Annotated in this window: 12 protein-coding genes; 4 read left to right on the plus strand and 8 right to left on the minus strand. The window is 62.7% G+C overall.

Going from position 1 to position 12,595, the window contains the following annotated elements:
* The first annotated feature begins 25 nt into the window (after positions 1-25).
* The 4 genes from IEX01_RS12710 to IEX01_RS12725 are packed head-to-tail and all read left to right on the plus strand — an operon-like array spanning position 26 to position 3,858.
* Positions 26-1,048 carry an ABC transporter permease gene (locus tag IEX01_RS12710; protein ID WP_024556528.1) on the plus strand — a complete coding sequence of 341 codons (1,023 nt, stop codon included), beginning with the start codon at positions 26-28 and terminating at the stop codon, positions 1,046-1,048.
* Positions 1,045-1,938, plus strand: a complete 894-nt coding sequence (ddpC, locus tag IEX01_RS12715) for a D,D-dipeptide ABC transporter permease (RefSeq protein WP_024556527.1) — start codon at positions 1,045-1,047, stop codon at positions 1,936-1,938. Before IEX01_RS12710 ends, ddpC begins: the two co-directional genes overlap by 4 nt.
* Positions 1,938-2,924 (plus strand): ABC transporter ATP-binding protein, encoded by a 987-nt coding sequence (locus tag IEX01_RS12720; RefSeq protein WP_188723982.1) that lies wholly within the window; start codon positions 1,938-1,940, stop codon positions 2,922-2,924. The genes ddpC and IEX01_RS12720 overlap by 1 nt, the downstream gene beginning before the upstream one ends.
* Positions 2,917-3,858 (plus strand): oligopeptide/dipeptide ABC transporter ATP-binding protein, encoded by a 942-nt coding sequence (locus IEX01_RS12725; protein WP_188723983.1) that lies wholly within the window; start codon positions 2,917-2,919, stop codon positions 3,856-3,858. Before IEX01_RS12720 ends, IEX01_RS12725 begins: the two co-directional genes overlap by 8 nt.
* Before the next feature lie 46 nt (positions 3,859-3,904).
* Here IEX01_RS12725 and IEX01_RS12730 read toward each other — a convergent pair whose 3' ends face one another.
* The 8 genes from IEX01_RS12730 to IEX01_RS12765 form a co-directional block, all read right to left on the minus strand.
* Complete coding sequence (locus IEX01_RS12730) at positions 3,905-4,873, minus strand: ABC transporter ATP-binding protein (RefSeq protein WP_024556524.1); 969 nt, start codon at positions 4,871-4,873, stop codon at positions 3,905-3,907.
* A complete protein-coding gene (locus IEX01_RS12735) occupies positions 4,870-5,874 on the minus strand; it encodes an ABC transporter ATP-binding protein (protein WP_029591320.1) in 1,005 nt (334 codons plus the stop codon). The genes IEX01_RS12730 and IEX01_RS12735 overlap by 4 nt, the downstream gene beginning before the upstream one ends.
* Positions 5,871-6,818, minus strand: a complete 948-nt coding sequence (opp4C, locus tag IEX01_RS12740) for an oligopeptide ABC transporter permease (RefSeq protein WP_188723984.1) — start codon at positions 6,816-6,818, stop codon at positions 5,871-5,873. Before opp4C ends, IEX01_RS12735 begins: the two co-directional genes overlap by 4 nt.
* On the minus strand, positions 6,818-7,777 hold the full coding sequence (locus IEX01_RS12745; protein WP_028019942.1) for an ABC transporter permease: 960 nt from the start codon (positions 7,775-7,777) through the stop codon (positions 6,818-6,820). Before IEX01_RS12745 ends, opp4C begins: the two co-directional genes overlap by 1 nt.
* A gap of 57 nt (positions 7,778-7,834) precedes the next feature.
* A complete protein-coding gene (locus IEX01_RS12750; protein ID WP_188723985.1) occupies positions 7,835-9,529 on the minus strand; it encodes an ABC transporter substrate-binding protein in 1,695 nt (564 codons plus the stop codon).
* 117 nt (positions 9,530-9,646) lie between these two features.
* Positions 9,647-10,882: an anaerobic sulfatase maturase gene (locus IEX01_RS12755; protein WP_024559399.1), complete on the minus strand. Its 1,236-nt coding sequence runs from the start codon at positions 10,880-10,882 to the stop codon at positions 9,647-9,649.
* 2 nt (positions 10,883-10,884) lie between these two features.
* Positions 10,885-11,715 carry an ABC transporter permease gene (locus tag IEX01_RS12760; RefSeq protein ID WP_024559398.1) on the minus strand — a complete coding sequence of 277 codons (831 nt, stop codon included), beginning with the start codon at positions 11,713-11,715 and terminating at the stop codon, positions 10,885-10,887.
* 7 nt (positions 11,716-11,722) lie between these two features.
* Entirely contained in the window at positions 11,723-12,559 is an 837-nt protein-coding gene (locus tag IEX01_RS12765) for an ATP-binding cassette domain-containing protein (protein WP_024559397.1), read from the minus strand.
* Between the last annotated feature and the right edge of the window lie 36 nt (positions 12,560-12,595).

Genomic DNA, 12,595 nt, shown 5'->3' on the forward strand with positions numbered 1-12,595 from the left:
AGCAGCGGCTCCGCGAGGGGGATCTATGACTTTCTGGACCATTTTGCGCCAGCGCAGCTGGGGGCTTGTTCTTGTAATGGCGGGCGTGTGCGTTATTACGTTTATTATTTCGCATCTGATCCCAGGCGATCCGGCGCGCCTGCTGGCGGGCGACAGAGCGACGGATGAAATAGTGCAGCACATCCGCCAGCAGTTGGGGCTGGATCAACCGCTCTATATCCAGTTTTATCGCTATGTGACCGATCTTTTTCAGGGCGATCTGGGTACGTCTATCCGCACCGGGCGGCCAGTGCTGGCGGATCTCAAAACCTTTTTCCCGGCGACGCTTGAACTGGCGCTCTGCTCTCTGGTGCTGGCGATGGTCATCGGCATCCCGCTTGGTATTCTCTCCGCCGTTTACCGCAACCGCTGGCTCGATCACCTGGTGCGGCTGATGGCGATCACCGGGATCTCTACCCCCGCCTTCTGGCTGGGGCTTGGCGTCATCGTGCTGTTCTACGGCCACTGGCAGATCCTGCCGGGCAGCGGGCGGCTGGATGACTGGCTCGATCCCCCCGCGCGCGTGACCGGGTTTTATCTTATCGATTCGCTGCTGGCGGGCGATGGCGAGGTCTTTTTTAACGCCCTCCAGCACCTGATTTTGCCTTCGCTGACGCTGGCCTTCGTCCATTTAGGAATAGTGGCGCGGCAGATCCGCTCCGCCATGCTGGAGCAGCTTAGCGAAGATTACATCCGCACCGCCAAAGCGAGCGGGCTGCCGGGCTGGTACATCGTGTTGCGCTATGCGCTGCCGAACGCGCTGATCCCGTCCGTGACGGTGCTCGGGCTGGCGCTGGGCGACTTGCTCTACGGCGCGGTGCTGACAGAGACCGTCTTCGCCTGGCCGGGAATGGGCGCTTACGTGGTGGCTTCCATTCAGGCGCTCGATTTCCCGGCGGTGATGGGGTTCGCCGTGGTGGTGTCGTTCGCGTACGTGCTGGTTAACCTGCTGGTGGACCTGCTTTATCTGTGGATCGATCCGCGCATCGGTCGGGGAGAGACGCAATGATGATGACCGAAGAGAGACCGGCTGCGATCGCGTCGCGCCGTCGCCGCATCGACTGGGCGAAAACCTTCTGGCTGCTCAGACGCAGCCCGCTGACGCTGGCGGGCGGCGTCATTATGGCGCTGATGCTGCTGTTGATGATCTTCTCGCCGTGGCTGACACCTTACGATCCGAACGCGCTGGATCTCACCGCCCGGCTGCAACCGCCCTCGGCGCTGCACTGGTTCGGCACCGACGAAGTGGGGCGCGATCTCTTCAGCCGGGTGCTGGTGGGCAGCCAGCAGTCCGTCACCGCCGGGCTGGTGGTGGTGGTGATTGCGGGCGGCCTCGGCTCGCTGTTGGGCTGCCTCTCCGGCGTGCTCGGTGGGCGCGGTGACGCCGCCATCATGCGCCTGATGGATATCATGCTCTCCATTCCGTCACTGGTGTTGACCATGGCGCTGGCGGCGGCGCTCGGGCCGAGCCTGTTCAACGCCATGCTCGCCATCGCCATTGTGCGCATTCCGTTTTACGTGCGCCTGGCGCGGGGGCAGACGCTGGTGGTGCGTCAGTTCACCTTCGTGCAGGCGAGCCGCACCTTCGGCGCATCGCGCTGGCACCTCATCAGCTGGCATATTCTGCGCAACGCGCTGCCGCCGCTGGTGGTGCAGGCGTCACTCGATATCGGCAGCGCCATCTTAATGGCCGCCACCCTCGGTTTTATCGGCCTGGGAGCGCAACAGCCTTCGGCGGAGTGGGGGGCGATGGTGGCCATCGGGCGCAACTACGTGCTCGACCAGTGGTGGTACTGCACCTTTCCGGGGGCGGCGATCCTTATCACCGCCGTGGGCTTTAACCTGTTTGGCGACGGCATCCGCGACCTGCTGGATCCGAAAGCGGGAGGACGACACTGATGAGCGATACCGTACTGCACATCGACGATCTGCAACTGAGCTTTCCGGTGTGGCGCGGCGAGGTAAGCGCCCTCAACCGCGTCTCGGTTGAGGTGAAGCGCGGCGAGATAGTGGGCCTTGTGGGGGAATCCGGCTCCGGTAAATCCGTGACCGCGATGCTGGCGATGCGCCTGCTGCCGGAGGAGAGCTACCGCATTCGCGGCGGGCGCGTCACGCTGCTTGGCGAAGATATCCTGAACGCGAGCGAGAAACAGCTGCGCCAGTGGCGCGGCGCGCGGGTATCGATGATCTTCCAGGAGCCGATGACGGCGCTGAACCCGACGCGGCGCATCGGCAAACAGATGGTGGAAGTGATCCGCCAGCATCAATCGCTCTCCCGCGAGGCGGCGAAGCAAAAGGCGATTTCCCTGCTCGACGAGATGCAGATCCCGGACGCGGAGCAGGCGCTGGCCCGCTACCCGTTCGAGCTTTCCGGCGGCATGCGCCAGCGGGTAATGATTGCGCTTGCTTTCTCTTGCGAGCCGCAGCTGATTATCGCCGATGAGCCCACCACCGCGCTTGATGTGACCGTGCAGCGTCAGGTGCTGCGCCTGCTGAAGCAAAAAGCGAAAGCGAGCGGCACGGCGGTGCTGTTTATCAGCCACGATATGGCGGTGGTGTCGCAGCTTTGTGACCGTATGTATGTGATGTACGCCGGGGCGGTGATTGAAAGCGGCCCGACGGCGCAGCTAATTGAACATCCCACGCACCCCTATTCGCTGGGGCTGCTGCGCTGCGCGCCGGAGAATGGCGAACCGCGCGCGCCGCTGCCCGCCATTCCCGGCACGGTGCCTAATCTCACTCAACTGCCCGCCGGCTGCGCCTTTCGCGACCGCTGTTTCGCGGCGGGACCGCGCTGCGGCGAAAAGCCCGCGCTGCGCCCGTGCGCGTCGCCCGGTCAACAGGCCGCCTGCTGGTATCCACAAGGGGAGGTAACTCATGTCTGACGTGCTGCTGGAACTTGATAATGTGCATGTGAATTTCCCGGCGCGCCGCAACTGGCTGGGGCGCGTCACCGAGCGGGTTCATGCGCTAAACGGGATGGACCTGCAGATTCGTCGCGGCGAAACGCTGGGCATCGTCGGCGAGTCGGGCTGCGGCAAAAGCACCCTTGCGCAGCTGCTGATGGGCATGCTGAAACCCAGTTCGGGCGAATGCAGCCGCGCCCGCGGCCCCAACTCCTGGGCGGGCAGCGGCATGCAGATGGTGTTTCAGGACCCGCTCTCTTCCCTTGACCCCAGGCTGCCGGTATGGCGCATCATCACCGAGCCGGTGTGGATCCAAAAGCACAACAGCGAAAACGAGCGTCGGGCGCTGGCGGAGAAGCTGGCGCTGCAGGTGGGCATTCGCCCGGAATACCTCGACCGGCTGCCGCACGCCTTTTCCGGCGGGCAGCGCCAGCGCATCGCCATCGCCCGGGCGCTCTCTTCCGAGCCCGATATCATCGTGCTGGACGAACCCACGTCGGCGCTGGATATCTCGGTGCAGGCGCAAATCCTCAACCTGCTGGTGACGCTTCAGCAGCAGCGCAACCTCACCTATGTGCTGATTTCTCATAACGTCTCGGTGGTGCGCCACATGAGCGACCGGGTGGCGGTGATGTATCTCGGGCAGATTGTCGAACTGGGCCAGGCGCAGCAGGTGTTGGGCGCGCCGCAGCATCCCTATACGAGGCTGCTGCTGGAGTCGGTACCGCAGGCCGGGCGCCCGCTGCTGGACGACGCCCCGCGCAAAACCGAGCTTCCTGGCAACCGCCGGTTGCCCCAGGGCTGCTATTTTCGCGACCGCTGCCCCATGGCGGCAAGCGGCTGCGAACAACCCCAGGCGCTGCGCGAAGGCGAGGGCGGCTGCGCGGTGCGGTGCTGGCGGGCCGTCGAGTAAGGCGACTCGATGCGTTAAGCGGAAAGCGCGCGGTGGCGTAAAACCGCTACACGTGATGGCAGGCCACGCGGTGCCCCGGCTCGTTGACGTCGCGCAAAAGCGGCGCTTCGCGCCGGCACAGGTCGGTGGCGTTGGGGCAGCGTGAGGAGAAGCGGCAGCCCGGCGGCGGGCGGGTTGGGTCCGGGATATCGCCCTGGACGGCCGCCACCGGCTCGCTGTTCGGGTCAAGCGTTGGCACCGCCGCGAGCAGCGCCTGGGTGTAGGGGTGCAGCGGCTGGCGAAAGAGGGCGTCGCGGCTTGCGGTTTCCACAAGCTGCCCCAGGTACATCACCGCCACGTCGTCGCACAGGTGTTCGACTACCCCGAGGTCATGGGAGATAAAAAGAAACGTCACGCCTAAGTCATCGCGAAGGTCGGCAAACAGGTTGATGATTTGCGCCTGGATCGACACGTCCAGCGCGGAAATCGGCTCGTCGGCGACGATAAACTCCGGCTGTAAAATCAGCGCCCGGGCGATGCCGATGCGCTGGCGCTGGCCGCCGGAAAACTCATGCGGGAAGCGGCTGGCGTATTGCGCCGGCAGGCCGCAGATTTGCATCACCTGCGCCACCTTGCCTGCAAGCTCCGCTCTGCTGCAAAGCTTATGCTCCAGCATCGCCTCGCCGATGGCGTCGCCCACGCGAATGCGCGGGTTGAGCGAGCTGTACGGGTCCTGAAACACCATTTGCAGCTTCGGGCTTAACGCTTTGCGCGCTTTGGGCGTTAAGGCGTGCAGCGGCTCGCCGTGAAACTTCACGCTGCCCGCCGTTGGCGCATAAAGCCCGAGCAGGGTGCGGCCCACGGTGGTTTTCCCGCTGCCCGATTCGCCCACCAGCCCGAAAATCGTTCCTTTGCGAATCGCGAAACTTACGCCGTCCACCGCCCGCACCTGGCCGGTGGCCGCGCCGAAAAGACCGTCGTAGACGGGAAAGTGCTTCACCAGGTTTTCGACTTCAATTACATAATCGTTGCTCACGGGCGCGCCTCCTGTTCCGCTTGCTCCTGAGGGGAAAGTTGACCGCGATAAAAGCAGGCCGCCTGCTGTCGTTGCCCGCTTAAGGGCGGAATGCCCTCGCGACAGCGCGGGGTGGCGCGCGCGCAGCGGTCCGCAAAGGCGCACCAGGGCGGGAGGGCGGCGAGATCCGGCACCTGACCTGGAATCGACCCTAAGCGGCGGCGTCGCGTGCCCGGCACCGGGCGCGCGGCGATAAGCCCGCGGGTGTAAGGGTGCTGCGGCTGGCGCAGCACGTCGGCGGTCGGCCCCTGTTCCACGACCCGGCCGGCATACATCACCACCACATGCTCCGCCATCTGGGCGATCACCCCCAGATCATGGGTGATCAGCATTAAGGCCATCTGCTGCTGCCTTGCCTGATCGCGCAGCAAACGGAGGATCTGCGCCTGCACGGTTACGTCCAGCGCGGTGGTGGGCTCGTCGGCTATCAGCAACTGCGGCTTACAGCTAAGCGCCATCGCAATCATCACCCGTTGCAGCATGCCGCCGGAAAGCAGGTGGGGATAGCTCTCCATCAGGCTTTCCGCCCGCGCCAGCCCCACCTCGCGAAGAAGCTGCGTGGCGTGTTGCCAGGCGGCCTTAGGCGACTCGCCCCGGTGGCGGATAAGCGGCTCCACCAACTGCTCGCCAAGCGTCAGCACCGGGTTGAGCGCGCTCATCGGCTCTTGGAAAATCATCGCCAGCCGGTTGCCGCGCAGGTCGGCCATTTGAGACGGGCGCAGCTTAAGCAGATCGCTGCCTTGATAAAGGATTTCTCCGCCGTCGATGCGCGCGCTCTGGGGAGGCAGCAGGCCCATCAGCGACATCGCCGTGACGCTCTTGCCGCAGCCGGACTCGCCGACAATGCCGACAATCTGTCCCGCCTTCACCCCGAATGAGACCTCCTGCACCGCCCGCACCCGTCCGTGGTCGGCGGCGAAAGAAAGGGAGAGCTGATTAAAGCGAATAAGCGGTTCGGTCATCTGATCCTCCGCTGCATTTTTGGGTCGAGGGCGTCGCGCAGACCGTCGCCCAGCACGTTAATGGCGATAACGGTGAGCAAGATAGCCACGCCTGGCGGCATCCACAGCCACGGGCGACGTTGAAAATCGATAAGGCTGTTGGCGGCGTCCATCATGTTGCCCCAGGAAGGGGTAGGCGGCACCACGCCAAGGCCGAGGTAGCTTAAGGCCGATTCGCTGAGAATCGCGTTGGCCACCGCCATGGTCGCCATCACCACCAGAATCGGCACCGTATTAGGCAGCAGGTGGCCGAACAGGCGTCGGCGGGCGCTTAAGCCCAGCACTTTCGCCGCCTGCATAAAATCCCGCTCGCGCAGCGAGAGAATTTGCCCGCGCACCAGCCGCGCCAGCTTCGGCCACTCCAGCAGGCTTAGCATAATAATCACCATATAAACCCGGGCATCGGCGGAGAAATCGAGTTCCGAGAGCATGGCTCCCATCACAATTAACAGCGGCAGGCTGGGGATGGTCATCACCAGGTCGGCAAAGCGCATAATCAGCTTGTCCGTCACGCCGCCCACGTAGCCGGAAAGCGCGCCCAGCAGGTAGCCGAGGGTGACGGAGAGCAGCATCGTCAGCAGCCCGACTATCAGCGAAATGCGCCCGGCCAGCAGCAGGCGGGTGTAAATGTCGCGGCCAAGAAAATCGGTGCCGAGCCAGTGCGCCGCGCTCGGCGCTTTGTTGATCATCAGCGCGTCGGTGGCGTCGTTGCGCCAGGGCGACCACAGCGGCCCCAGCACGCACCAGAGCGCCATCACCGCCAGCAGCGCGAGACAAAGCATCGCCAGCCGGTTGCGCTTAAGCCGCTGCCATGCCTGGCGCCAGGGAGAGGGCGCGGCCTGCGCCAGCGCCGGGATCCCCGCCTTGCGCAGGCGACGTTGAGTGGAAAAAAGCGAATTGAGCATCACGACCTCACCCGAATGCGCGGGTCGGCCCACGCGTAAAGCACGTCGGCAAGCAGGTTGCCAAGAATGGTTAACACCGCCAGAAACAGCGTGAAGCCCATCAGCACCGGGTAGTCGCGGGCGGCCAGCGAGTCGATATGAATATGCCCGGCGCCGGGCCAGTTAAATACTTTTTCGGTAATCAACGCCCCGGAGAAAAGCCCCGGCAGTTCAAAGCCGAGCAGGGTGATGATGGGCAGCAGGGCGTTGCGAAGGGCGTGTTTGAGGATAACCGTACGCTCGCGAAGCCCCTTGGCGCGGGCGGTGCGGATAAAATCCATCTTCACCACATCAAGCAGGCTGGCGCGAAAATAGCGCGTCAGGCTGCCCGCCTGCAGCATCACCAGCGCCAGCACCGGCAATGCCAGATGCGCCGCGACCTGGGCGACCCACGCCCAGCCCGTCGCATCGCTGCCGGTGTTGGTCATGCCGCCCACCGGCAGCCAGTGCAGATCGACTGCGAACCACTTAATCAGCAGCAGGCAGAGAAAGAAGGTGGGAAAAGACATCGCGGCGAAAATCACCACGCTCACCAGATGGTCGAACAGCGAACCGGGCTTCATGGCCGAGATAATGCCCACCGCCAGCGCGATAACCCAGTAGAGGATCATGGCGATGCTCGCCAGCAGAAAGGAATTCCAGATGTACTGGTTCAACAGCTGGCTGACCGGGATCTGGTATTGCAGCGAAAAGCCTAAATCACCGCGCAGCAGCTGGCCCAGCCAGTGCAGATAGCGCGAAAGCAGCGGCTGGTCGAGGCCGTAGAGCGCCTTCAGCTCGGCGGCACGCTGGGCGGTCAGCGTCACGTTGCCGTCAATAAAATCGCCGGGCGTTTTAGCGAACAGCAGAAAGATAATGAACGAGGCGAAGAACAGCATCGGAAGCGTTTGCAGCAGCCGGCGCAGAATAAAGTTTCTCATGACGTTCTCAGCGCCGCCGCGCCCGGTAAGACGCGGCGGCCGGGGGTTCAACGGATCTTACTTAACGATTTTCACATCCGGCAGGCTGCCGGTCAGGCCGTTATAAATGTCGGGCTTAAACCCGGTGACGTGGGCGCTGCTGGCCGACAAAATTTTGCGGTTGCCGAGCAGGATAACCGGCGGGTCTTCCGCCAGCACCTTGTAGAGCTGGTGGTAAATCGGCTTGCGTTTTTCCACCTCCAGCGTGGCGTTGCCTTCGGTGATGAGCCTGTCGACTTCGGCGTTGTGGTAGCCCTGCACGGCCGCCTCGCTGCTGTAATAATCCCAGACGCCGTCGTGCGGATCGTTCAGCGTACTGGTGCTGAAAGAGGCCAGGTCATAGTTGCCCGCTTTGCGCGCCGCCATCAGGGCGTTGAAGTCCACCACCTGCGGCTTGAGCAGCACGCCAATCTGCTGGTAGTTCTCTTTGGCGACAGGCACCAGCGCGTCGTTCAGCACCTTCTTGCTCACCAGCAGGCTCAGCTCCAGACGCTTGCCGTCCTTCACGCGAATGCCGTCGGGGCCGGGCTTCCAGCCTGCTTCCTCCAGCAGCTTTTTCGCCTGCGCCGGGTCATATTTATACGGGTTCACGCCGCTTGTGTCGTAGGCCCAGGAGATAGGCGCGATGGGTTCGATGGCTACCGAGCCGTAGCCCTGGTAGACCACGTCAATCAGCTTCTGGCGATCCAGCCCGTAGATCAGCGCCTGGCGCACTTTTACATCCTGCAGGGCAGGGCGCTTGAGGTTGAACTCCACCTTGCTGTAGTCGCTTGAGCCATAAAGGTTGATGTTAGCGAAGCCCAGCAGCTTGAGCTGTTCGATGTCATCCGGGCGCGAGGTGAAGGCGTCATAATCCGTCTCGCCGGTCTGGAACAGCTGGAAGTTGGTGGACGGGTTAGTCACACGGTAGATAAAGCGCGGGGTAGGCGGCGTGCCGCGATAAAAATGGGTATTGGCGTGGAAACGGATCTCCTGGCCGGGGATGTATTTTTCATACACGTAGGGCCCGTTGCCGAGCGGCTTGACGTGCAGCGTGCGCAGATAATCAAGCTGGCCGGGCTGGTAGCCTTTGCCGTAATACGCCTTCGAGAGCACCGGCCCGCCGATTTTCGCAAGCGTGGTGGCGCCCGGTTGGGTGGTGGTGACCTGCAAGGTCAGCGGGTCGAGCACTTTCAGGCCGCTGACGCGCTGCGCCTTGCCGGCTTTGTAGTCTGCGCCGCCTTCAATATTGGCAAGCGTGATGTCGGTGTCGCCGTCATATTTCGGGTCATGCAAAAGCGTGAGCGTGAACGCCACGTCTTCGGCGGTGAGCGGCGAGCCGTCGCTGAAGGCGAGGTTCGGGCGAAGCTTGATGGTATAGGTTTTGCCATCGGGGCTTACCGTCCAGCTTTCGGCCAGTCCCGGCACCAGTTTGCCCTGGCTGTCCCAGTCGATAAGGCGCGAGAAAATGACGTTGGTCACGTTCTCATCCCAGCCGTTAACAAAAAAGTAAGGGTTAAAGATCCCCTGCGGTTCAGAGATGCCCGCCACCACCGTGTCTTTACGAAGCTTTGCCGCAGCGGGGAGCTGGCTTGCGTCTGCCGCGGGCGTAATGCCCTCTTTGAGCACATCGTCCGCGAGGCTCAGCGAGGAAAACACGACCGCGCCGCCGACCAGCGCCGCCTTCAGAAAAGACGGCGAAGCGAGTTGTAATACATTGATTAACCTTGCCAAAATCGATCCCTCTCGTGAAATAGTTATAGGTTTTCGTAAACAGCCCGAGCATAAAAAGGGGCTTCTGCTTTGTCTGACAGTGAAAAAACAGGCCTTATAGCGTTTTGCGCCAATGGCTTACGCCTGGTCGCGCTCACGCTGCTTTGCCGCGATAAACGGCGCGACGTTGATAATCTCTGCCGGCGGCTGGCGCCGGGCCAGCTGCTGCGCCATCCATGTCATATAAGGCGCGGCGTGGCGGAAAAAGGCGTAGTAGCCGCTGCACAGGTGGTTTTGCCGGTGCTTGCCGTCTCGCGCCAGGCGGTGCTTCGGACAGCCGCCCTGGCAGGCGAAGCGGTATTCGCAGCGCTGGCAGGTGGGCGACGTGGGCGTTTTGGCATTGCCGAAGCGCCGCTGCTGCTTGCTGGCGACCAGCTTGTCCGGCGCGTCGCGCAGGATGTTGCCGAGGTGGTGTTCGGGCGCGACGAAGTGGTCGCAGCTGTAGACATCGCCGTTCTGCTCCACCACCAGCGCCGCGCCGCAGGTTGGCTGCATCACGCACAGCTCCGGCGTGTTGCCGGTCCAGGCCGTCAGCGTGTTATCAAACATCTGCACGAAAACGCGGCCTACGTCGCGGCGCACCCATTCATCGAAGAGCGTTATCAGAAAACGGCCATACGCTTCGCCGGAGACCGACCACGGCGCCACCGCGCTGCCGTGCTCCAGCGCGATGGTTTCGCCAAAGCGGGCCGCTTGCGCCGCGCGCGGCATCGGCTCCACCGCCGGGATAAATTGCAGGTGCTGGCCGCCTAACTCCTGAGTCAAAAAGCGGTAGATCTCCAGCGGGTATTGCGCGGTGACGTCGTTGACCACCGCCAGCAGGTTGAACGCCACGCCGTGGCGCTTGAGGTGGCCGATAGCGTCGACCACTTTGTGAAAAACGCTGCCGCCCGACTGGGTTTTGCGGTAGGCGTCGTAAAGCGGCTGCGGGCCATCTACAGAGATGCCCATCAGGAAATGATGTTCCGCCAGAAAGCGCGCCCACTCGTCGTTAATCAGCACGCCGTTGGTTTGCATGCTGTTGGTGATGCGCTTGTTGCCCGCGTACTGCTTTTGCAGCGCCACGGCGCGGCGATAGAAGTCCAGCCCCGCGAGCGTCGGCTCGCCGCCCTGCCAGGTAAACGCCACTTCATTGCCAGGCGAGCTTTCGATATAGCGCTTAATAAACTGGCGCAGCACCGGTTCGGACATCGCCCGCGACGGCGGCTGGCCGTGCAGCACCGTTTCGCCGTTCGGCAGGTAGAAGCAGTAATCGCACGCCAGGTTGCAGTGAAAGCTGGCGGGCTTGGCCATCAGGTGAAAGCCTTTTTTCATTTTTATCTCTCCCTGCGGCGGGCGAAGCTCGCCGAGAGGCGGTCGAGCAGGATAGCCATCAGCACCACCACAATGCCGCTTTGCAAGCCAAGGCCGATATCCAGTTGCTGGATGCTGCTGAGAATATCGTTGCCAAGCCCGCCTGCGCCGACCATCGAGGCGATAATCACCATCGACATCGCCATCATGATGGTCTGGTTCACGCCCGCCATAATGGAAGGCTGTGCGGCGGGCAACTGCACCTTCCACAGCAGTTGCCAGGGAGTGCAGCCAAAAGCGATGCCCGCTTCAAGGCGCGCGGCGCTGACCTGGCGAATGCCCAAATCGGTCAGGCGCACCACCGGCGGCATAGAGAAAAGAATGGTGGCGAAGATGCCCGGCGGCCTGCCAAGGCCAAACAGAATGGTGGCCGGGATAAGGTAAACGAAGGCGGGCATGGTCTGCATAAAGTCGAGCAGGGTGCGCACCACGCTTCCCACCCGCGCCCGGCGGGCGCTCCAGATGCCAAGCGGAATGCCGATAAGCAGGCTGAAAAAGGTGGAGGAGAGCGTCAGCGCAAGCGTAATTGAGGCGTGCTCGCTGTAGCCGCTGTAAATGATGTAGAGCGTGGCGAGCAGGGCGAAAAGCGCAAAGCCCTTGCCGATGCGCCAGGCGCCGATGCCGGTCGCCAGTATCACCAGCCCCCAGGGCGTGAGCCAGGCGGTCACGGTTTCAAGGCCGCCGGCGAAGGTATCAATCACCACCGCCAGCGCATCAAAAAAGCCGCCCGCGTGGGCGAGCAGCGAGTGGATGGCCTCGTCAATCTGGCGGCTGAAATCAAGCGGGTAGGTCATAAGCTCCTCAGCGCGGTTGCCAGATGTCGGTGTAGGTTTCCGCCATCTGCCAGCGGGACGTGTCCACGCCGGAGAAGAAATGGCGCACATAAGGGGTGGCAGGGGCGTTGATCAGCGCTTCCGGCGCGCCCACCTGCACCAGCTCGCCTTTTTCCATAATGGCGATGCGCGTACCGAGGCGCAGCGCCTCTTCCATGTCATGGGTAACGAAAACAACGGTGCGGCGAGATTCGGCCTGAAGCGTCAGCAGCAGCGACTGCATTTCGCGGCGGATAATCGGGTCGAGCGCCGAGAACGCCTCGTCCATCAGCAACACCGAAGGGTTCACCACCAGCGCCCGGGCAAGCCCCACACGCTGCTGCATGCCGCCGGAGAGCTGGTGCGGGTACTGGTTCGCCACGTCGCCAAGCCCTACTTTCGCAAGCATGGCGCGCGCCCGCTCGTGGCGTTCTGCACGCGCCATGCCTGCCACTTCCAGCCCGAAGGCGACGTTGTCCAGCACGCTTCGCTCATCAAAAAGCGCAAAAGACTGAAAGACCATGCCGATGTGCTCACGGCGCAGAGCGACAGTTTGCGCGGCCGTCAGCGAGCCAAGCTCGCGCCCCTGAAACAGCACCGCGCCTTTGCTCGGCGGTATCAGGTAGTTAAGCGTGCGCAAGAGCGTAGATTTGCCGGAGCCGGAAAGGCCGACAATGACAAAAATCTCGCCGGGAAATATCGACAGCGAAACCGCATTCAGGGCTTTTACCGGCTGCGCGTTTTCCGGGCGTGAAAAAAATGCGCGCTTCGCCGTTGGGTAATAATGTTTATTTACCCCGCGTAATTCAATTATCGGTTCAGACATGGCGTAATTATCTTTTTCAGCAATGTTTACACCCTA

The organism is Franconibacter daqui, from assembly GCF_014644275.1.
Taxonomy (GTDB): Bacteria; Pseudomonadota; Gammaproteobacteria; order Enterobacterales; family Enterobacteriaceae; genus Franconibacter; species Franconibacter pulveris.

What these genes read in the sequence shown, in the direction of transcription:
- IEX01_RS12710 (WP_024556528.1), top strand. Translation starts at nt 26, where the DNA reads ATGACTTTCTGGACCATTTTGCGCCAGCGCAGCTGGGGGCTTGTTCTT.
- IEX01_RS12725 (WP_188723983.1), top strand. Translation starts at nt 2,917, where the DNA reads ATGTCTGACGTGCTGCTGGAACTTGATAATGTGCATGTGAATTTCCCG.
- IEX01_RS12755 (WP_024559399.1), bottom strand. Translation starts at nt 10,882, where the DNA reads ATGAAAAAAGGCTTTCACCTGATGGCCAAGCCCGCCAGCTTTCACTGC.
- IEX01_RS12760 (WP_024559398.1), bottom strand. Translation starts at nt 11,715, where the DNA reads ATGACCTACCCGCTTGATTTCAGCCGCCAGATTGACGAGGCCATCCAC.
- IEX01_RS12735 (WP_029591320.1), bottom strand. Translation starts at nt 5,874, where the DNA reads ATGACCGAACCGCTTATTCGCTTTAATCAGCTCTCCCTTTCTTTCGCC.
- IEX01_RS12765 (WP_024559397.1), bottom strand. Translation starts at nt 12,559, where the DNA reads ATGTCTGAACCGATAATTGAATTACGCGGGGTAAATAAACATTATTAC.
- opp4C (WP_188723984.1), bottom strand. Translation starts at nt 6,818, where the DNA reads ATGCTCAATTCGCTTTTTTCCACTCAACGTCGCCTGCGCAAGGCGGGG.
- IEX01_RS12745 (WP_028019942.1), bottom strand. Translation starts at nt 7,777, where the DNA reads ATGAGAAACTTTATTCTGCGCCGGCTGCTGCAAACGCTTCCGATGCTG.
- ddpC (WP_024556527.1), top strand. Translation starts at nt 1,045, where the DNA reads ATGATGATGACCGAAGAGAGACCGGCTGCGATCGCGTCGCGCCGTCGC.
- IEX01_RS12720 (WP_188723982.1), top strand. Translation starts at nt 1,938, where the DNA reads ATGAGCGATACCGTACTGCACATCGACGATCTGCAACTGAGCTTTCCG.